Origin of the sequence: Limosilactobacillus coleohominis 101-4-CHN, from assembly GCF_000161935.1 — a bacterium.
Taxonomy (GTDB): Bacteria; Bacillota; Bacilli; order Lactobacillales; family Lactobacillaceae; genus Limosilactobacillus; species Limosilactobacillus coleohominis_A.
In genome coordinates, this window is sequence record NZ_GG698803.1 from 367,258 (window position 1) to 386,829 (window position 19,572).

The 19,572-nt window shown below is 38.9% G+C and carries 20 protein-coding genes; 15 read left to right on the plus strand and 5 right to left on the minus strand.

What is annotated here, in order from left to right; translation table 11 throughout:
- Positions 1–677 precede the first annotated feature (677 nt).
- Complete coding sequence (locus HMPREF0501_RS08555; RefSeq protein ID WP_050755756.1) at positions 678–1,772, minus strand: hypothetical protein; 1,095 nt, start codon at positions 1,770–1,772, stop codon at positions 678–680.
- Positions 1,773–2,034: 262 nt separating this feature from the next.
- Between HMPREF0501_RS08555 and HMPREF0501_RS04980 the strand changes: the two genes are divergently transcribed.
- Positions 2,035–2,805: a hypothetical protein gene (locus HMPREF0501_RS04980; protein WP_006916790.1), complete on the plus strand. Its 771-nt coding sequence runs from the start codon at positions 2,035–2,037 to the stop codon at positions 2,803–2,805.
- An 89-nt stretch (positions 2,806–2,894) separates the two neighbouring features.
- Here the strand turns inward: HMPREF0501_RS04980 and HMPREF0501_RS08560 are convergent, their stop codons facing one another.
- On the minus strand, positions 2,895–3,473 hold the full coding sequence (locus tag HMPREF0501_RS08560; protein WP_006916791.1) for an Ada metal-binding domain-containing protein: 579 nt from the start codon (positions 3,471–3,473) through the stop codon (positions 2,895–2,897).
- A gap of 255 nt (positions 3,474–3,728) precedes the next feature.
- Between HMPREF0501_RS08560 and HMPREF0501_RS09360 the strand changes: the two genes are divergently transcribed.
- The 4 genes from HMPREF0501_RS09360 (at position 3,729) to HMPREF0501_RS04995 (ending at position 7,175) form a co-directional block, all read left to right on the plus strand.
- Positions 3,729–3,821 carry a zinc-ribbon domain-containing protein gene (locus HMPREF0501_RS09360; protein WP_191975863.1) on the plus strand — a complete coding sequence of 31 codons (93 nt, stop codon included), beginning with the start codon at positions 3,729–3,731 and terminating at the stop codon, positions 3,819–3,821.
- 288 nt (positions 3,822–4,109) lie between these two features.
- On the plus strand, positions 4,110–6,161 hold the full coding sequence (locus tag HMPREF0501_RS04990; RefSeq protein WP_006916792.1) for a TOTE conflict system archaeo-eukaryotic primase domain-containing protein: 2,052 nt from the start codon (positions 4,110–4,112) through the stop codon (positions 6,159–6,161).
- Positions 6,140–6,682 carry a hypothetical protein gene (locus HMPREF0501_RS09105; protein ID WP_081443416.1) on the plus strand — a complete coding sequence of 181 codons (543 nt, stop codon included), beginning with the start codon at positions 6,140–6,142 and terminating at the stop codon, positions 6,680–6,682. Before HMPREF0501_RS04990 ends, HMPREF0501_RS09105 begins: the two co-directional genes overlap by 22 nt.
- 271 nt (positions 6,683–6,953) lie before the next feature.
- Positions 6,954–7,175, plus strand: coding sequence for a hypothetical protein (locus HMPREF0501_RS04995; RefSeq protein WP_006916793.1), 222 nt, complete (start codon positions 6,954–6,956; stop codon positions 7,173–7,175).
- 43 nt (positions 7,176–7,218) lie between these two features.
- Here HMPREF0501_RS04995 and proC read toward each other — a convergent pair whose 3' ends face one another.
- On the minus strand, positions 7,219–7,983 hold the full coding sequence (gene proC / locus HMPREF0501_RS05000; RefSeq protein ID WP_040455885.1) for a pyrroline-5-carboxylate reductase: 765 nt from the start codon (positions 7,981–7,983) through the stop codon (positions 7,219–7,221).
- Position 7,984: 1 nt separating this feature from the next.
- Positions 7,985–8,713: a MucBP domain-containing protein gene (locus tag HMPREF0501_RS05005; protein ID WP_006916795.1), complete on the minus strand. Its 729-nt coding sequence runs from the start codon at positions 8,711–8,713 to the stop codon at positions 7,985–7,987.
- 164 nt (positions 8,714–8,877) lie between these two features.
- Between HMPREF0501_RS05005 and HMPREF0501_RS05010 the strand changes: the two genes are divergently transcribed.
- The 3 genes from HMPREF0501_RS05010 to HMPREF0501_RS05020 all read left to right on the plus strand — a co-directional run bounded on the left by HMPREF0501_RS05010 (position 8,878) and on the right by HMPREF0501_RS05020 (position 10,884).
- Positions 8,878–9,489, plus strand: a complete 612-nt coding sequence (locus HMPREF0501_RS05010; protein WP_006916796.1) for a hypothetical protein — start codon at positions 8,878–8,880, stop codon at positions 9,487–9,489.
- A gap of 2 nt (positions 9,490–9,491) precedes the next feature.
- Positions 9,492–10,199, plus strand: a complete 708-nt coding sequence (locus HMPREF0501_RS08565) for a hypothetical protein (RefSeq protein WP_006916797.1) — start codon at positions 9,492–9,494, stop codon at positions 10,197–10,199.
- Between the two features lie 88 nt (positions 10,200–10,287).
- Positions 10,288–10,884 (plus strand): ECF transporter S component, encoded by a 597-nt coding sequence (locus HMPREF0501_RS05020; protein WP_006916798.1) that lies wholly within the window; start codon positions 10,288–10,290, stop codon positions 10,882–10,884.
- A gap of 160 nt (positions 10,885–11,044) precedes the next feature.
- Here the strand turns inward: HMPREF0501_RS05020 and HMPREF0501_RS05025 are convergent, their stop codons facing one another.
- Entirely contained in the window at positions 11,045–13,255 is a 2,211-nt protein-coding gene (locus HMPREF0501_RS05025; protein WP_006916799.1) for an ATP-dependent Clp protease ATP-binding subunit, read from the minus strand.
- Between the two features lie 260 nt (positions 13,256–13,515).
- Here HMPREF0501_RS05025 and HMPREF0501_RS05030 point away from each other — a divergent pair, with 260 nt between their 5' ends.
- From HMPREF0501_RS05030 to HMPREF0501_RS05060, 7 genes are all read left to right on the plus strand, one after another.
- Positions 13,516–13,713 carry a hypothetical protein gene (locus HMPREF0501_RS05030; RefSeq protein ID WP_006916800.1) on the plus strand — a complete coding sequence of 66 codons (198 nt, stop codon included), beginning with the start codon at positions 13,516–13,518 and terminating at the stop codon, positions 13,711–13,713.
- 100 nt (positions 13,714–13,813) lie between these two features.
- Positions 13,814–14,080 (plus strand): phosphocarrier protein HPr, encoded by a 267-nt coding sequence (locus tag HMPREF0501_RS05035; protein ID WP_006916801.1) that lies wholly within the window; start codon positions 13,814–13,816, stop codon positions 14,078–14,080.
- Between the two features lie 2 nt (positions 14,081–14,082).
- Positions 14,083–15,813: a phosphoenolpyruvate--protein phosphotransferase gene (gene ptsP, locus HMPREF0501_RS05040; protein WP_006916802.1), complete on the plus strand. Its 1,731-nt coding sequence runs from the start codon at positions 14,083–14,085 to the stop codon at positions 15,811–15,813.
- 128 nt (positions 15,814–15,941) lie between these two features.
- The gene (locus tag HMPREF0501_RS05045; protein ID WP_006916803.1) at positions 15,942–17,156 is read left to right on the plus strand and encodes a glycosyltransferase family 4 protein; all 1,215 of its coding nucleotides are present in this window, start codon (positions 15,942–15,944) and stop codon (positions 17,154–17,156) included.
- The gene (locus HMPREF0501_RS05050) at positions 17,156–18,178 is read left to right on the plus strand and encodes a glycosyltransferase family 4 protein (protein WP_006916804.1); all 1,023 of its coding nucleotides are present in this window, start codon (positions 17,156–17,158) and stop codon (positions 18,176–18,178) included. Before HMPREF0501_RS05045 ends, HMPREF0501_RS05050 begins: the two co-directional genes overlap by 1 nt.
- A 1-nt stretch (position 18,179) precedes the next feature.
- The gene (locus tag HMPREF0501_RS05055; protein WP_006916805.1) at positions 18,180–19,205 is read left to right on the plus strand and encodes a lysylphosphatidylglycerol synthase transmembrane domain-containing protein; all 1,026 of its coding nucleotides are present in this window, start codon (positions 18,180–18,182) and stop codon (positions 19,203–19,205) included.
- Between the two features lie 39 nt (positions 19,206–19,244).
- Positions 19,245–19,493: a DUF1797 family protein gene (locus HMPREF0501_RS05060; protein WP_006916806.1), complete on the plus strand. Its 249-nt coding sequence runs from the start codon at positions 19,245–19,247 to the stop codon at positions 19,491–19,493.
- The last annotated feature ends 79 nt before the right edge of the window (positions 19,494–19,572 follow it).

Genomic DNA, 19,572 nt, shown 5'->3' on the forward strand with positions numbered 1-19,572 from the left:
ATGTCTAATTATATATTTATTGGTCTACTTAACGGGGGTTAAATCACTAGGTAGCTGATATATCTCTTAATGGTATGGGTGTATGCAAGATACAGAAATCACAAATTTAATAAAATTGCTAACTATTTTGTATAAAGAAGGGTCAAATTAAATTGGAATTCTATATAAAAGAACAGTGCATTATTCTTCAGGAGTTGAAAACAATAGATTTGACCCACATAAAATCCATAAATGCCGAAAGTACAGCTTTAGCAGAATTGCAGGATTGTGGAAAGAACTTAATTCATTCAAGGAACAAACGGAAATGGTTAGCTGCAATGAGGAAGAATGGTAACAATAGTGGTTTTGTTATGAATAAATGGATAGACTTGTGGAGACAACATCGACAAGTTTGAAAGGCAGTTGATTTGGCGAAGAATAATCCCGAGAAATTTAATTCCGAAACTATGAATAGGTGTCAAGATAAGTTACACTGCAGAATGCGGTGAATATGAAAATAAACTAGTTAACCTTCTTTAAACAATTTTAGACAATCATCCTAGTTGCGAATTATTTCATAATAAGTTATTAAATTATTTTTGTATAACTACAAGGTCTAATTGTATAGAATCAAAAATCCTACTAATATTGTTTTGAAAATAGAACAATATTAGTAGGATTTTGATCATTACAAATAACTATTGAACATTCGCAGTATTACCATTTTGTCCATTATCTTGTTGACCGCCATTCTGTTGCTGACCATTATTACTCTGCGAATCATCAGAAGAATTTTGATCATCTTGTGAATCATTATCATCGTAATTGTCATCATAGTCATAGTAGTCATCATCGGTATCGCTATCATCGTAGTAATCGTCATTAGTATCTTCGGATTCGGATGAATCGTCACCGTATTCTTCATCATATGCCAGTAACCAAGCCAGAATCATAGCTAGTTCAAAATCATCACCATCGTCGTCACTATTATCGGAATTACTTGAGACATTCTTAGCATTTGATGCATTGCTATTAACGGTGCCACTAGTAATTGCATAATATTTAGTCTTGCCACCAATGGAAACAAAAAGGAATTTTTTATGATTTTCAGGATTCATTAATACAAGTGCAATCCGTCCATTCGGTGTTTTAATTTGCTTAGATAGCTTATTGATCTTCTTAGTTATACTATTCCAGCTACCTTTATCGTCATACATTGCCTTTGAAACATCATTTTCAAATGAACTATCTGTTTTCGGCGTAATTGTGTAGACAGTTTTTGATTTTTTGGTAACTTTCGCACCACTACCTAAACGCGCTTGAACTTTTGATTGAACGAAGAGGGTTGTTGGTTCAAAGTTTACTTTGATGGTTGTCGTATTAATTGCGTTCTTAGTTGATTTATTATTTTTGATGTCTTTGGGATTCTTGACTGCCAAGAAGTGGTATTTAAGCTTGTCACCCTTTTTGACTTTCGGATTATTTTTAGCAGGATCGATATAACCAGCAAACTTACCATCTTTTACTTTAACATTATTTTGCATAGTTGTGTCTTCGCCAACTCGACTATGCTGACCAGTATTAGAAATAGCTACAACCTTGTAACCACTTGGGGCTGAAGTGGTACCCTTAATACGGATTAATTCACGATTACATTTACCAGTTCCTGCAACCGGCTTTATACCGTTTTCAATTTGAGTTTTGTAAACTTTCTGTCCGTTTACTCTTTTTGCACACGCAGCTAAAGATAGACACATAATTATAATAAAACTAGCTAAACTGATTCTTTTCATTTGTTTTTCTCCCAATAGTATATCCTAGATTGTTAAACCTTCTGGCTAGATAATTTCATTACTTTAATTATAGGTCTAATTAATCAATATGAAGAAGGAAATTTGGGAATGTAGCTAGCTAAATGTTAATTTAAAACGATTTTAAATATAACAGGAAGTTAGCTAAAATCATTGGCAATAACAATATAGAAAGTTTAATAAGTATGATAAAATAACGTAGAAGTTTTCTTTTATAATTAATCAATATATAGGAAGAAAAAGTATGGATTTACAAAGAATTTTTCAATTAAGTGGAGTGATAGCAGTCGTTCTGCTTGTTTTACAGTATTTAGTTCAAGTATTAAGAATGAAAAGAGGACATTCGACAGTTCGACGTTGGCGTGTTTTTATTAATTGGTTATTAATAGTTATCTTTTTTGTTGGCTTTGGTGGAGGAGGATACCTTTCATATAAAAGTGGGCAAGCAGCTTCTCATGAATCTTCCAAAAAATCAACTAAGGTAAAAGAGGGGAGTAATGATCAAATTTCGTTAACCTTTAATAAAAAAGTTCATTTAGATGAAAATGGTGAGCGACGAGTGTCATTTAAAGTTTCGCCAAATACTCATTTAAAAATAGTTGGTCATTACAGTAAAAAAGTATACAAAGAATTTAATGTACGTTCAGGCAAAAATAAGGGAACTTTTCATTACACTTTCCGTGATTCCGGGACGTACGATATTGTTGCTGAGAATGGAAAACGTAAGATTACTAAGAAATTAGTGGTTGAAGATAATCCTGCAAGTTCTCATGAATCATCGATTCAAAGTAGTAGTGTGTCTAGCAGTAGCACTTCGTCAAGTTCATCCAGCAGTAACCGCGTTGCTAATAACACCGGAAATGGAAGAAATGGTACAACTGGTGGATCACCACAATCAGGATTACGCTCTTACGCGAACAGTTACACAACAAACCGTCCAGCTTCTTCGAATACTCAAACAACACCAAGTGAACAAACTTCGCATGAAGGAACACACAATGGTGGAGGAGAGTAACTAGACCATTCTGATTTATATGGATAAACTATTAAAAGAGCCGATCAAGCAAATTGATCGACTCCTTTTATTTGGTTGAATCAATAGTTTTACTGTAAAGACTTCCGATAACCAGCGGCTTGAGCTTCTGCTTCAGTATTAAAGTAAACGGCATTTGCAGAATTCATTCTGTAACTTTGTTGATCAGGAGTATGATAAATTCTTGATCTTGAATTACCAACAATGGTGCCTTGCTGATCAGTAGTCATATCACCACGATTATTGTCACCGCCAGCATTACTGTTATCAACACTTGAAGAGGCGCTAGAATTGTTGTTCTCGTTGTTAGTATCTTCAAAAACCTCTTGACTATCGGATGAAGTATCAGTGTTATCTGACTCGTCATCAATATCGTCATCATCCTCGTCAGACTTGCTATCAATTTCATCGTCTTCATCTTCATCATCATTGTTTGCTTCTTTTCGGTTTTCAGAACTTGAAACAGCTTCATTATGGATATTTTTATGATGATTTGGTAGTGAAGAAGCGATGCCGAAACAAAGAAACATGATGATTATTGAAGGCGCAACTCTTTTCTTTAAAAGGCTAATTCGATTATCTGAATCTTCATATGCTTCAGTACCAAAATATGAAATTGCCGCAAGAGCTACTAACCCTCCAATAATCATAAAAAATTTAAAAAATACACATAGTAGAACTAAACAGAATATTCCACCTGCAACATCTCATTCTTTCATATAAGAACTCCTCCCAAATTTATTTTTGATACCTTCAAATTGAAAGTAACAGCATTTAAAACTGCATGAATTATTTTAATAAATTTTTGATAAATTATCGATAGAATTTTTTGTTATAGAGTATTTTTGGGTAAATTGTCTTCTTGAGTTATTTCTTAATCCATTTATCATAGTTATTGTTATAACTTGAATAGAAGAGTTGCAAACTGTCCTACTTGTGGGAATAAGGTAGTTCCCGGAAATAAATTTTGTACAAAATGCGGAGTCAAATTGAACTAATCTTGAGGTGAAAAATGAAAAAGATTTCATTAGACATCGGATTTGACTCAGTACGGAAATGAAGCCGATGTATGTAAAGTAAGTTGAATGTCAGCTTGCTTTTTTTAATTATTGAGGATATGAACGCTTTGTATAAATCTCTAAACGATACTAACAAACAAGTATGATAAAATAAGTAACACAGAGATTAAGAAAGTTTATTTATAAAACTACGTGATTAGAAGGCTAGTTTATGACAGGAGACTGTCTTAAACTAGCTATTTTTGAATAATATGAAGGCGTTTATTTATGAAAGTTGGTAAGGCATATCATTTAAATAATGGAGAGACGATTATAATTAAAAATCGGTTTCAACACTATCAGTCTAACCAAATCGATTACGAAATAATTAATCAAATTGGTGAAAGGTTTATTGTTCAGGAAAAGGAATTAGTTTCGCTGATGGTAAAGCAACGAACAACTTCAGAGAAATTAGCATTATACGCGCGTTATTTTACAGGCAGATCAGATGTTTACGCTCAGAAGTGGAGTAATGGTAAAGGTTGGAGCCCCGCTTTGAAAAATTGGTGGAATTTTTACCAATTAAGGACTAATCAGAATGCACTGAAGCATTTGACTAAAGAATATCGACGTTATAGTAATAAAACGATTTATGATCAATTAATTTCTAATGATTCTTATCATCGCTATGGAATTTATCCGTTACTTAAAGATGATACAACAAAACAATTGGTATTTGATCTAGATAAGCATGCTGTGCTAATTGACCCGACTAAAACTACTTTAGCGATTTTAAATGTATGTCATAAATATGGAATCAGTTGTCTTCCAGAAGTGTCGCATTCGGGTAATAGTTATCATATATGGATTTTCTTTAGTGAGCCAGTGAGGGCAACGATTGCTCGAAATCTTGGTAAATTAATATTAATTGAAGCCATGAGTACCAGTGACCAGGTTGATATTGAATGTTTCGATCGCCTAGTACCTAACCAAGATCGGATGCCTAAAAAAGGTTTTGGCAATTTAATTGCTTTGCCTTTAAAATGGGCGGATTTACAAATAAATTGTTCAATTTTTACTGATGATTCATTAAATCCACTTCCGATTAATCAACAATGGGATCGCCTAGAATCAATCAAACGGTATTCTGCAGGTGAAGTTGATCAATTAATTCAGAAAATTTTGGATGACTTAAAAATTATTAAGACATTCAATAATGATATGGATCTTATTAAAATTAAAAAATTTCCAAAAGAGATTGAAGGAGAAATCCGGGGAGAGATTCTAATTAAATGGGATTGCTTAACAAGACAAGAACAAGTTTCACTATTGGGATTAGCAACTTTTGTTAATCCGGAGTTTAAAAAGAAACAGTATATGCGGATGCCGGTATGGAATACACCATCACTTTTAACAGCTGGACATATTACTAAGGAGTATCTACATTTACCACGGGGTGTTTTTAAAGACCTTCAAAAATATTGTAACTGTCGTTTTATAAAATCTTTTATGAATGCAGATACAATGAGTGTGACTTTTAAGGGAAAGCTTCGTCCCAAGCAGAAACAAGCAATTATGGCAATTAAAGAACATGATTTAGGAATGATTTGTGCGCAAACTGGCTTTGGAAAAACGGTAATCGGATGTGCTTTAATTGCTAAACGACAAGCGCGGACTTTGGTTATTGTACCTACTGAGAATATTGCTAAACAGTGGCAACAAACAGGTTTAAAATTTTTGAACATTCATGATAATCCTTTTGAAGAAACAACAAAAACGGGAAGATTAGTACGAAAAAAGAAAGTGGAAATTATTTCTGGAAACCGAAATCGGCCGTCACATCTTGTTGATATTGTTAATTACCGCAAATTGACTCGGATGTCTGATGATGACAGAAAGGATTTTTATCAAAATTATAGTCAGATCATTATTGATGAATGCCATCACATTTCTGCGGTAACTTTCGAAAAAGTTCTGGTTCAAGCCAATGTTAAGTACATTGTTGGTTTAACAGCAACGCCTGAACGTAAAGATGGTTTAGAACAATTCATGCATTATCGTTGTGGATCAATTTATTTTTCTGGTCAGAACGAAGAACAATTAATTTCGCGGTATTTGTATGTTAGATATACTAGCATTAATGGAATTGCCAATAGCGTAAGTTACTCCAATAAGATCAATAAGTTAGTTAGTGATGATACTAGAAATCAGCAAATCATTAATGATTTAAGACAGGCATTGGATGAAAAAAGGCACATTTTGTTACTAAGTGATCGAGTTAATCATTTGAAGATTCTGCAAAAGTTGTTAAGGAAAAATTGTGTAAAAATGTCTATTTAATTACTGGAAGCACTCATCATCAACCAGTTCTTCCAGATACTAGTGAACCATTTATTATATTGTCAACTAATAGGTATGTCGGTGAAGGGTTTGATTTGCCAATTCTAGATACATTATTTTTGGTTTTACCTTTTTCTTGGAAAGGGAGTACAAAACAGTATCTTGGTCGCTTAGAAAGGGGATTAGATAACAAAGATGAACTCCGTGTCTATGATTATGTTGATATTGGGGATGATTCTTTTGCAAAGATGTTTCAAAAACGGATACGCGTTTATAAAGAGCTTCATTATGAATTTGTGAAAAATAGTCAATGGAATAATTATGAATCAACCCCTTATACAAGTAGAAATTATCAACCTGATTGGAAGAACGATCTTTTACGAGCCAAAAGTATTTTTATTCGTTTAAAACGTCTATCGTTGGATCAAGTAATGCTATTGAATAATTTGGATACTTCAGGTCGTGAGATTACTTTAGAAATTAATAGCGATGTTAGTGAAGCCTTGATTCAAAAATTATAAAGGAATGTAAAACTTATAAGACTTAAAAGCATTGGTAATAATATGTGCATTATTAATAAACAGATTTGCTGGTATGGCGACTTAAATTTCGGTGGACACTCTTATTCAGGTGCCTCTGGTTTACGCATTGTTAATAGTAAGTTGGCACGACAAACTTTAAGTAATTAGTTTTGATGTTGATAATAAAGATGTTCAGGATGATAGTTATGTTAAAGAAATTGCCAGTTATATTCATCGTTTGAGTCGCAATGTGAAATGGAGGAACGGCTACATGGATAATAAAACGCATATGATGTTTCATGATGAAGATGTTCGTGAAGCGGGGATTGAAGAAGGAATATTAAGAGGTAAAAAGGAAACTCTTGTAAAGACAGTTCGACTTCTTCAGCAGATGCAGATTCCTGAAACGCAAATTAAGCAAAAGCTGCAAACGGATTTTGCTCTTTCAGAAGATGAAATTACGGCATTACTAGCAACGGTTAATTCTCATTAAAGTAAAGGATCCCTTGGTCACAAATACCAAAAGGGATCCTTTATTAATTTTGACTTGCTTGATCCACAGCATCCATCATGGCGTAACGGACACGGTGTTTTTCTAATGCTTCAACACCACGAATTGTGGTTCCGCCAGGTGAGGTAACTTGGTCGCGTAATTCAGCTGGGGATAATCCAGCTTCCAATGCCAATTTGCCGGTCCCGGCAACCATACTGGCAGCAAGTTCATTCGCAGTTTTCCTGTTAAGGCCATGCTTAACTGCTGCATCGCCCAATGCGTCCATGATGACATCAATGAACGCGGGACCACATCCGCCAATGGTACCAACAATATTTAGTTGATCTTCAGGCACGGTAATCACTTGGCCTAGTTGTTCGATCAGAGAAATGACATTCGCAGAATGATCAGTGTTGCTACCGAGTGCCAGCCCAATGGTACCAGCGTTAACACTAACGGGAATATTTGGAATAATGCGTATCCATGGATTATTAGGCAAGACTTTTTCTAAGCTCTGCAATGAAATTCCAGCGGCGGCCGAAATCATGACAACTTTTGTAGGGAGCTGATAAAAGTCGTTGATGATGTTGAGCGTCCGGGATGCGGGAGTGGTCAATAGTAATACATCGGGCTGCCAGTCCATCATTTCGTTTGCATGATGAAAGAGCGAAAGTTGCCGTTCAGCACAAAATTTAGTAACCCGCGGATTTTGTGGATTCATTACTGCAATGGTATCTTGACCAGCATTAAGCCATCCTTCAATCATTGCCGTCCCCATGTTACCGGCACCAATGACACCAATTTTCATTTTATTCATCCTCATCTTGTTTTGTTAAGTGCACGTAAGCACCATTGATAAAGCCCCGTTGCTCATTTTGATACCAGGTGACCCCATTCTCGTCTTCCAGTCGACCAATTAATACCAGGTCTTGACCGTTGGCGACAGTACCGGTGGACTGACCATATGGATAATCATAAGTGTAGAGATGACCGCCCCGTAAGTAATCAACGGTGGCTGGCACTTTATTTAATGGCAAAACGCGTAGGTTAGTAACCGGTCCATCCTTAACTGGTGGTTCCTTAGCAAATGGGTCATGGTGAACAATTTTCATGGTATTCACATCAAACTTGATCCAACGATCAGCATTCACTTCATACCAAAATTCACCATTGGTCGTTGCGACCCGTTCGAATGAGCGGACGTACATTTCGCCGGGGAGGATGTTATCAACCGGCATTCCTTCCACCTGATCATACTGTTGGACAGGTTGTTCTAAGTAGAGGTACATATCGATATCTTCGATTTCACCCCAGCTCTTTTTCCGGTAGTAGAAGTGGACATTTTCTTGACTGCCATCGAACTTGCCGGAAGTTTGACCGTTAGTTTTAATAAGTTTATATTGGGGTAATTCTTTTTTTACAACGGTGTATCCGTCATTTTCGTATCCACGAATTAATTGCGGGACAGCGAGATTGGCTCCCGAATCAATATCTTGGTAATAAACCCAGAAGGGGCGTCCAGTTTTTAAAGATTTCATGAGTTTCAACTCCATTATTTTTGTTCATTAAGGTTAGTATACCGCGTTTATCTCTGGCGGAGAGAGTGATCTTAACATTCTTTAAATAAGTATAGGAAAATCAAATTAGCTATGCTAAAATTTAATAGCGAACATACGTTTTAACCAGTGAGAGGATAAAATTAATGGTTACCGATCAGATTGAAACAATTATCTTAATAATCCACCAAAACTATCAAACATTTTGTGAATTTTATTATTCTAAGTATCCATTTGAAGCGAATTTAAGAAAGTTGTCTTGCGCCGAAGCGCTGAATGATGATTTTTTAGTTCAGATGTTTATTTATATTAATAGTCTTACCCAAGCCCAGTCTGCAATTATTGGAAAGGGGTTGCTAAAATATTCAGAGTTTTTGAGAATGAGAGTAAAGCAGTATGACACCGCATATCATAAAGTTTTAGCAAAAAGTATTTCTGAAGAAAGTGATGGGGAATATCCGATCATTAAAGTTATTAACGATCTTATGGGAATGCGAATCATTTTACCAAATGTTAACGATAATTATGATCAGATCAGAGCTTTGTTGAATTGTTTAAAGAAACAAAAAATAATCAGTCGTTTCTACCATCGTGATGATCATAACTACCATGCGTTTCATTGTTATTTCAAGGATAGTAATATGACTTTTCCATGGGAATTACAGATTTGGGATCAGAAAGATGAACAAGAGAACGTGACTGCCCATCTAAGGCATAATCAGGAGCGGGATGATATACTAAAAGAAGGAGGTAAGTAACGATGATTCAATTAATACTATTAGTGACATATCGTAGGCAAAAATTGGCTTACCGTTTTGCCTCAACACATTATCAAAAAATTGAAGAACAAGAAAAAAAGATCAGTCATTTAATTAAAAACATTCCGTTGTCGTTCAGTATCCATACTTTATCGACTCGCGATGCCTCCTTGGAAGCTTTAAAAGAAAAGGACCCATATTTTAAAGATGTTCAGTATGAATCGTCCTTGGAATCATTTATCTCTGATATGAAAAGCAAAAGTGAACTAAATGATGAGGACATTGCTTCATATCTACAAACCAAATATCATTTAGATGCCTTTTCCTTACAAAAGGTCCTATATTATGGTTATGCAGGTTTTTTAACGGAATTCCATCAACGACCCTTTAACGCTCATTTTATTGCTTTTTCTCATGGACCAGTTGATTATGATATCTGGAAATGGATTAAATATTCACCAGAAACTATGAATTACCAATTTGATTTTTTACAAAAGATTGCAGCTAAACCAAAGATTAAGCAATATTTAGATGGAGTTGTTAAAAAATACGGGCAGTATTTTCAAAAGACGAACAGCTTTAAGAATGATGACGAAAATCCTACCCATAACTTAGGTACGCCATGGAGTCGTGCGTATGCAAAGGGGCAAAATACGCCAATTACGGATGATGATATTTTAAAGTATCATTATTTAGAAAAAATCGACTAAATTTATACACAAAAAGCCCGTCAGAAATGACGAGCTTTTTAGTTACTGGGTATGCTATAATTTCTTCATCAAATTTAGGGAGATAATCATGAATCGTCAACGTCAGCAAATCCACAATATGACCCGACGCACGATGTTAATTGTGTTAATCGTATTACAAGACTTGTTACCATTTATTGGCAACCTACCGATTGGTCCGCTTTCAATCACAACGTTACCGATCACGGTCGCGGTGGTTGCGGTTCTTTTTGGCCCCTTAGATGGGGCGGTGATTGGTGGTGCCTGGGGAGTTCTAACCTGGATCAGGGCGTTTGTTTACCCCAGCAGTCCATTGGCACCACTGATTTTTACTAATCCCTTCATCGCTGTTTTACCACGGATAATGGTGGGGATTGTTGCTGGATATGTGTTCAAAATTGTCCGTCAACGAAGTGAACGCATTGCGGCCAGTTTATCCGGAGCATTGGCATCGTTAACCAATTCGATGTTGGTCCTTGGGGGAATTTATTTATTTGCGAATACCCCGGCGGTTGCTGCTGGTTACCATGTTCATCAATCAGGACTGCTTAATGCTTTAGCGGTCATTCTTGGAACCAACGGGGTGGTGGAGTTAATTATCACCGCGGTGGTGACACCATTAATTGCATTGCCACTACTAAGGCACCTGCAAAGAAAGGGAGCGTGACAGAAGCCATTTATGGCTTCGTTTTCACGCCCCCCCGCGAGTGCAAATAGGGCTCCAGAGTTCGGCTTGACCGAGCACTGGAGCCCATTTGCGTACCGCGCCATTCGTATTTCCATCTAGCAGAATTACTTATGACACGATCCCTTTAGGTTAGTCTAAATTAGTCGTTATTTTCTGTTGTGACTGTTTCTTGGTGGTCATCCTTTGCCACCACCGTAATTTGATCGCCATCCATTTTGGCAACCAAGTTGTGGGCATCACTGTTGTCCAGAACAAAGTCGGCGATTCGGTCTTCAATTTGCTCTTGAATTACCCGCCGTAATGGACGTGCTCCCAGCTTCGGGTTGTAGCCAAGTTCGACTAACTTTTCATCAACATCTTCTGGAACGTCAATGTGTAAGTTGCGATCTGCCAACATTGTGTTAATGTCTTTAATCATCAGGTCGACAATCTTCATTAAGTCATCCTTAGTGAGGGCGTTAAATTCAACGATATCGTCAAACCGGTTCAGAAATTCCGGCTTGAAGTAATTAGTTAGCTTATCCAAAACGGATGAAGTGTTGCCAGAAGCTTCAGCACCAAACCCAACGCTGGTAACGGCATCACCAGAACCGGCATTCGAGGTCATGATGATGATGGTGTCCTTAAATGAAACGGTACGGCCTTGGGAATCGGTTAAACGTCCATCGTCCAGAATTTGTAGGAACATGTGCATGACATCTGGATGCGCCTTTTCAACTTCATCCAGGAGAATCAAGCTGTAAGGGTGCCGACGAACTTGTTCGGTTAATTGACCAGCTTCTTCGTAACCAACATATCCAGGGGCAGAACCAATTAACTTGGATGTTGACATCTTATCCATGTATTCGGACATGTCGAAACGGATCATGGCGTCCTTTGAGCCGAAGAGTTGTTGTGCTAATTGCTTAGCAGTTTCAGTCTTACCAACCCCAGTTGGACCCACGAAGAGGAAGGAACCAATTGGTCGGCCGGACTTGTTCAAACCAATCCGGTTCCGGCGAATAGCCCGTGCAATCTTATCGACAGCTTCCGTTTGTCCAATAACGTGAGCGTCAAGCTTTTTGTCAAGATCCTTGAGTTGTGTTTCTTCTTGCTTTTGCAAATCACCGACCGGAATGTTGGTCTTTTCTTCAACAATATCCTGCATATCCTTAACGGTTACCGTTGCTTCATCTTCAACTTTGTTTTCTTCAGCGGCTTTCTTAGCCTTGGTCAAGCGAGTAACCTGATCCCGATAAAAGGCCGCTTTTTCATAGTCTTGATTATCAACGGCTTGCTGCTTATGTGCTTCAGCGGTGTGGATTTCATTTTCAATTGCGGCCGGATCGACATTCTTTAAAGTCAAGTTCTTCCGTGAACCCGCTTCATCTAAGAGGTCGATCGCCTTGTCTGGCAGGAACCGATCTTGGATATAACGATCAGATAGCTTAGCAGCGGCCACAATGGAATCATCCGTGTACTTGACGTGGTGATAGTCTTGGTAACGGGTCTTGATCCCGTTTGAGATTTGAATAGTTTCGTCAACGGAAGGTTCTTCCACTTGCACTGGTTGGAACCGCCGAGCCATCGCACCGTCCTTTTCAATCTTCCGGTATTCATTTAAGGTCGTGGCACCAATTAATTGGAAGTCACCACGTGCAAGGGCTGGTTTCAAAACGTTTCCGGCATCCATGCCGCCTTCCGCATTTCCGGCACCCATGATTTCATGGATTTCATCAATAAAGAGAATGATGTTCGGGTTCTTCGAAACTTCCTTAATTAATTGTTGCATCCGTTGTTCAAATTGACCACGAATTCCAGTTCCTTGCACAAGGGAAACCACGTCTAAACGGATAATTTCCTTATTCTGCAGTTTTTCTGGAACGTCACCGGATACGATCGCAGTGGCAAGTCCTTCAACCACCGCGGTCTTACCAACTCCGGCTTCGCCAATTAAAACGGGGTTGTTCTTGGTCCGCCGGTTAAGAATTTCAACGACCCGCTTAATTTCATTGTCACGGCCAATGACTGGATCAATTTTTCCTTGCCGGGCGAGGTCCGTCATATTGATCCCAAATTGAGCGAGCATGCCGCCTTTACCACCGCGACCATTACCGCCTTGACGTTGACCTTGAGCAGCCCCAGCTGCGGCTTGACTTTGCATATTATTGAGCGCCTTCATAAAGTCGTCCATGTTACCGAACGCAAATCCGCCATTATTCATATCATTTCCTCCATTCATCATATTTAATTGTTGATTGTTAAATTCTTCATAACATTTTTGACAGAGGTCTACCTGCATTTTCTGACCATTAATCATCATTTGTAGATGGATGGTTGCAGGATTTTCGTGACAGTTTTGACATAACATTGTCGAAAGATACCTCCTTCATTAATTTCAAAAAAGTTTGACCTTTCTTGACTATTGATTATAATTATACTTACTTTTTTTCAGAAAGCAAGGAAATGCACTGATTGAGTGAATTGTGAATAAACGCTGTTGTATCAAGCGGTAGCGCCACTTATTCACTCAAGCATCTAAATAAATTTTAGCACTCTTTATGAATGATTGCTAAATCGAACTGGAAATCATGTATAATATAGTAGATAATTTGCAAAGGGGATGATGGATTGCCAGAAATTGATTACCAAGCACAATTGGATCAACTGCATGCGGGAAAGGTGAAAGAACTGATCATTAAACCGGAACAGTTTATGGATTTTCAAGATGTGTTTCAAAGTTATCAGTACCGTTCCCAAATTGAAGGGGATGCAAAGCACGGTGGAGAAATTCACTATCATCTAATTAGTGAGCGGGCTGAATCGTAATTTTTACGCTTGTATTTACCGCTTACAATCGCTATAATAAAACAAAGTAAAGCGCGAAAAGTGCTGCTTAACTATTATTGTTCTAAGGAGAATGATTATAATGGAAAAACGTGATTTTACTATTACTGCTGAAACTGGAATCCACGCACGTCCTGCAACGATTTTAGTACAAACTGCTTCAAAGTTTACTTCAGACATTACCTTAACTTACAACGGTAAGAGTGTTAACTTGAAGTCCATCATGGGTGTAATGTCACTTGGTGTTGGTCAAAACGCTGAAGTAACAATTTCTGCTGAAGGTGACGACGAAAAGGACGCTATCGCAGCAATCGAAGATACAATGAAGAAGGAAGGACTGGCTGACTAATCATGTCCCACACACTCAACGGCATTGCAGCCGGTGGTGGAATTACCATCGCACCGGTCTATGTCATGGGGGCATCCAGTCTGGCCGCACCTAATAAGGTCGCGGATGATGAGAATCATGAAGCAGAGCGGCTTCGTGATTCTTTTTCTTTAATTAACCATGATTTGCGACAAATTGGCGACCAAGCGGAAGCAGAATTTGGTCGACCCATTATGACCATTCGAACGCTCCAGACCGTCATAAATGATCCAGCCGTCCGCCAACTGGCGATGGATATGTTGATTGAAAATCACTGGACCGCTGAGTGGACAGTGGAACAGTTGGTAGATCGATTGCAAAAACTTTCCACGATTGCAGTTAGCAGTCCCTTTTGGGTGGGGGTTGTTCATGACCTTGGGCAGCGCCTTTTGAGCCATTTATTACAAGAACCAATTCCTGACGTTGCTAATTTGGATCACCGGGCCGTTGTGATTGCTCATTCAATTAGCCCAACTCAGGTCGTCCGCCTAGATCGCCAATTAGTAGCTGCCCTGGTAACGGATGAAGGTGGTGCAACATCACATTTCTCTTTGCTATCCGAAGAACTAGCTATCCCCAGTGTTGTAGCGACTCATGGAGTGACTAAATATGCTCATGATGACATGGTGGCGATTGTGGACGGCATTCACGGAAAAGTTATTTTACAACCTTCACCGCAGGAGATTGATCAATATCAAAAAATGGCTGGCCAGTATGCTCGTGAAAATAGTGCCCTTGGTAAGTTAAAACACCAGGAAACGCGCAGTACTGATGGGCAGCGGATTCGGATTGCTGCGAACATGTCCTTGCCAGACGAGATTAATACAATTACTCATAGTGGTGCGGAAGGCGTTGGCTTATTCCGGACGGAATTTATGCTGATGGAGGACGCCCGGTTTGCCAGTGAGGATGCCCAATTTGCTATTTATAAACAGGTCGCCACTGCCATGCCAGAACGACTAATTGTGGTTCGGACACTCGATATTGGTAGTGATAAATTAGTTCAGGACGCGAGTTATGATGATGGTAACAATCCGGCGCTGGGGTTGCGAGGCCTGCGGCTCGGATTAGCTCATCAAGAGTTACTGCGTCCACAAATCCGCGCGCTACTGCGGGCGGCAACTTATGGCAAAATCGCGATTATGTTTCCAATGGTGACAACATTAGCGGAGTTTCGCCAAGCGCGGCAGATTGTTGATGAAGAACGGCAACAGCTTACTGATGAGGGAATTAAGATTCCTGATAATGTTCAAGTCGGGATGATGGTTGAAACGCCAGCAGCCGTGACAATGATTGATCAGTTTGCTCAATATGCAGATTTCTTTAGCATTGGTTCAAATGATCTTGCACAGTATTTATTTGCGGTTGATCGTACTAATAGTCAGGTGGTACCACTATTGCAGACGTTGCATCCGGCAATGCTCCGTTCCGTCTTGCACGTTATTCGCCAGGCACATCACGAAGGTAAGTGGGTGAGTTTATGTGGCAATATGGCGGCCCTCCATGTTGCAGAGCCATTGCTTTTGGCGATGGGATTGGATGAATTTTCGGTTCCTAGTGATCACATTTTACCGTTAAGGCACCTCATTAGTGGTTTGTCAGTTCGGCAACTACAGCCACTATTGCATCAAGCACTCGCTTTAGAGAATGCAAACGAAGTCGAACAGTTAATCAAACACTCTTTACCAGAACTTTATCAAGCAGAACAAAATTAATTCTAACCCGCATTAGTGATTTGTGATTTTACTGGTGCGGGTTTTGACTTGCGACAAAAGCTGAGAAAGTTTAAAATGATTAGAATGTGTTATTAAGAGTTAAAAACGCTGAAAAAGGAGAATTTCGTTTGAATATCGGACTGTTTACAGATACATATTTTCCACAAGTAAGCGGCGTGGCGACATCCATTAAGACCTTACGAGATGAGTTAATTGCGCAGGGCCACCACGTTTACATTTTTACATCCTCAGACCCGCGGGCAACGGATAGTCCTGAAGACGGGATTTATCGCTTTGCCAGTGTCCCGTTCGTTTCGTTTAAGGATCGGCGAATTGCGTTCAGTGGCTGGTTTAAAGCCCTCCGTATTGCTCGTAAACTTCAATTAGATATCATTCATAATCAGACCGAGTTTTCACTTGGAGTAATGGGAAAGATGGTCGCGAAGGAGATGGGGATTCCCTGCCTGCATACTTACCACACAATGTACCAGGATTATCTTCACTATATTGCCAATGGGCGCATTCTCAAGCCAAAGGATGTGGCTCGCTTAGCGCATTTATATCTTAAGAATATGTCAGGAATTATCGCTCCGAGTGAACGAGTGTTAGATACGCTTGAAAGTTATCACGTCGAGTCACCAATTCGGATCATTCCGACGGGAGTTAATTTACGCGTGTATAAGCTTCGCGATACTGATGAACAGAAAGCAGCGATTCGCCAAAAGTATGGTTTTAAAGCTGATACCCCAGTGATGCTGTCGCTGAGTCGCCTCGCGTTTGAAAAGAATATTCAAGAATTGATTAACTCCATGCCTGATATTGTTGCCCAAGAACCAGCTACGCAGTTATTAATTGTTGGTGATGGCCCCGCGCGTTCCTCGTTAGAACGTCAGGTTCGGGAAATGAACTTAGGGGACCACGTCACTTTTGCGGGCCAGGTCAATAATGATCAAGTTCACCATTATTATCAAATGGCGGATGTTTTTGTTTCGGCATCTGATTCTGAATCTCAAGGCTTGACCTATGATGAAGCACTCGCTTCTGATTTGCCGATTGTGGTTCGCCGGAGCAAGTATACTGATCAACTAATTGATGATCCAGGAATTGGCATTAGTTTTCAGCGGCGGGCTGAACTGGTCAACGGGGTTTTGAATTATTTGAAGAATCCGCCCCGGGCTGAAGCCGTTGCTAAACGTCAGCAAAAATTGCATGATATTTCGGCGGCGGTATTTGCTAAGCGGGTCCTCGATTTTTATGAAGAATGTCAAAATCGTTTAGATCAGGAAAGTGCCCTTAAACAACAGCAGCGTCGACACTTGTTTCATCGTTCAAGGAGACTCTAATGTTAAAGATTACAATGTATTCGTCGGCTGATAAGGTGAAAGGCCAGGGGGTTGGCAGTGCTTATTTAGAGCTGGTTCAAATGCTGCGACAGCGTTTTAGCAAAGAGTTCGATATTGAGATTAATAAGTGGCGGGCTAGTGATATTAGTCACTACCACACAATTGATTTACCTTTTTATTTCTCAACTTTTTCCAAAAAACGTGGTCGTAAAATTGGCTATGTTCATTTTTTGCCGGAAACGTTAGAAGGAAGTTTGAAGATCCCACAACCATTCCGGGGGATCTTTTATCATTATGTAATTGCATTTTATAAGCGGATGGATCATTTAGTGGTTGTGAACCCATCATTTATTCCTAAATTAGTGGCTTATGGAATTCCGGAGAATAAGATTTCATATATTCCTAATTTTGTTGATGCGAAGGAGTTTTATCCGGTTGATGATGCCCAACGCCGACGATTACGGGCTAAATTTAAAATCCCGTTGACTAAATTCGTGGTGCTTGGTAGTGGCCAGGTCCAGGAACGTAAGGGTGTTCCGGACTTCATTCAACTTGCCCGGCAAAATCCAGACATTCAATTTATTTGGGCTGGTGGGTTTTCATTTGGTGCCATGACGGATGGATATAAGGAGTTAAAGCGGGTGGTTGATGATCCGCCTGCAAACCTCTGGTTTCCGGGAATAGTGAGTCGACAAGAAATTGCTGAACTTAATAATGTTGCGGACCTTTTTTTACTGCCATCTTATAATGAATTATTTCCGATGTCGGTTTTAGAAGCTTTTTCTTGTGGTACGCCAGTGATGCTCCGTGATCTTTCTCTTTACCATTCAATTATTGAAGGATACTATGAACCAGCGACGGATGTTGATGATATGCAACGTAAGCTGACTCGTTTGAGTAATAATTCAGATGAATTGAAAGGGTTGCGTGATAAAGCACGGCGAGCTTCACAACGGTACTCAAAAGATCATCTGGCTAAGATCTGGTATCGGTTCTATACCAGTCAGGCGAAGGAGAAGTAATATGTCGCGAAAGAATTGGTTAGTGTTAACAACGATGCTGCTGTTAGGCATTGGCATATTTGCGTATTCACTAAGGGATACTAATTTACAACAGATTAGCGCTGATTTAGCAACCATGAATTGGGGATGGTTTTTAGTTGACCTGTTATGTATATGTTTGTATTTAATCTTTGAAGGGGTCACGGTCAAGATCTTTATGGCGAATCGTTATCCCAACTTCACGTGGAAAGATGCCATACGTTTACCATTAATTGAGCAACTGTTTAATGGAATTACTCCTTTTTCAACTGGTGGGCAACCAGCGCAACTGGTCGCAATGCTGCAGTCTGGTGTTGATGGTGGGATTGCAAGCTCGGTATTGTTAATGAAGTTTGTTGTTTTTCAATCAATGATTGTAGTAAATTTCGTTATTAGTTTATTGATTGGCTTTCACTATATTGAAGAGAAACTACATGTCCTTGCATTGTTAGTGATTTTTGGCTTTGTCATTCATTTAAGTGTGATTGTGGCATTATTGATGGTAATGTACTGGTATAACTTTACTAAGCGTCTGATGAATATTGTGATTAAGCCAGTTCGTTGGTTTGTTAAGGAACAACGTTATCAAGAAATTAAGGATTCATTGAATGAAAAGGTAGATTCTTTTTACCAAGAGAGCATTAAAATGAAGTCTGAGTATGGAAAATTAGTCAAAGTGGCGGTAGTCACGATTTTGCAATTAATGGCTTACTACATTATTCCTTACTTCATTCTCTTAGCATTAAATGTCCATGGCGTCAGTTTGATTATGGCGATGAGCTTGCATACGTTAATCTTTATGATTATTTCGCTATTTCCGATTCCGGGTGGAACAGGGGGTGCAGAGTATAGCTTTGCAGTTCTGTTTACCAGCTTTACCACTTCGCATAGTAAATTGGTTTTGGCGATGCTTTTATGGCGAATTCTAACTTATTACTTTGGCATGTTTGCAGGGATGTTTGCATTAATGGTTAAACCAGATAAAGTAAAAAATAGTATGGGAGTTTAGGAGAACTAAACTCTTTTTATTTTAGGAGGACGGGTTGTATTGCTTCATTCAAATTTGCAAAAGATTATTAGTCGGTTAGATGCGATGTCAATGGATCAATCTGGTGATCGTCAGGTGAGGGAGTTTCAGCAGTATGGTGTTCCAGTGTGCAAAGTGATTTACGATCAGGTTAATGGAGAATTTATTGTGGATCACTATCAACAAGAGAGCCAATTAGTATTTGATAATATTGATTTAGCGGCGATTGAAATTTATGACTGCTTGTATGATTTTAGACATTCATTTTAATCCGGATAAACTCAAAGAGTGATTGTTGGATGAAACGGATAAATCGAACTTCTAAAACCGTCAAGTGAGGATCGTACAG

Excerpts from the sequence above, each read along its gene's own strand:
- HMPREF0501_RS08555 (WP_050755756.1), bottom strand. The coding sequence starts at position 1,772 with ATGAAAAGAATCAGTTTAGCTAGTTTTATTATAATTATGTGTCTATCT.
- HMPREF0501_RS04980 (WP_006916790.1), top strand. The coding sequence starts at position 2,035 with ATGGATTTACAAAGAATTTTTCAATTAAGTGGAGTGATAGCAGTCGTT.
- HMPREF0501_RS08560 (WP_006916791.1), bottom strand. The coding sequence starts at position 3,473 with ATGATTATTGGAGGGTTAGTAGCTCTTGCGGCAATTTCATATTTTGGT.
- HMPREF0501_RS04990 (WP_006916792.1), top strand. The coding sequence starts at position 4,110 with ATGAAAGTTGGTAAGGCATATCATTTAAATAATGGAGAGACGATTATA.
- HMPREF0501_RS04995 (WP_006916793.1), top strand. The coding sequence starts at position 6,954 with ATGGATAATAAAACGCATATGATGTTTCATGATGAAGATGTTCGTGAA.
- proC (WP_040455885.1), bottom strand. The coding sequence starts at position 7,983 with ATGAAAATTGGTGTCATTGGTGCCGGTAACATGGGGACGGCAATGATT.
- HMPREF0501_RS05005 (WP_006916795.1), bottom strand. The coding sequence starts at position 8,713 with ATGAAATCTTTAAAAACTGGACGCCCCTTCTGGGTTTATTACCAAGAT.
- HMPREF0501_RS05010 (WP_006916796.1), top strand. The coding sequence starts at position 8,878 with ATGGTTACCGATCAGATTGAAACAATTATCTTAATAATCCACCAAAAC.
- HMPREF0501_RS08565 (WP_006916797.1), top strand. The coding sequence starts at position 9,492 with ATGATTCAATTAATACTATTAGTGACATATCGTAGGCAAAAATTGGCT.
- HMPREF0501_RS05020 (WP_006916798.1), top strand. The coding sequence starts at position 10,288 with ATGAATCGTCAACGTCAGCAAATCCACAATATGACCCGACGCACGATG.
- HMPREF0501_RS05025 (WP_006916799.1), bottom strand. The coding sequence starts at position 13,255 with ATGTTATGTCAAAACTGTCACGAAAATCCTGCAACCATCCATCTACAA.
- HMPREF0501_RS05035 (WP_006916801.1), top strand. The coding sequence starts at position 13,814 with ATGGAAAAACGTGATTTTACTATTACTGCTGAAACTGGAATCCACGCA.
- ptsP (WP_006916802.1), top strand. The coding sequence starts at position 14,083 with ATGTCCCACACACTCAACGGCATTGCAGCCGGTGGTGGAATTACCATC.
- HMPREF0501_RS05050 (WP_006916804.1), top strand. The coding sequence starts at position 17,156 with ATGTTAAAGATTACAATGTATTCGTCGGCTGATAAGGTGAAAGGCCAG.
- HMPREF0501_RS05055 (WP_006916805.1), top strand. The coding sequence starts at position 18,180 with ATGTCGCGAAAGAATTGGTTAGTGTTAACAACGATGCTGCTGTTAGGC.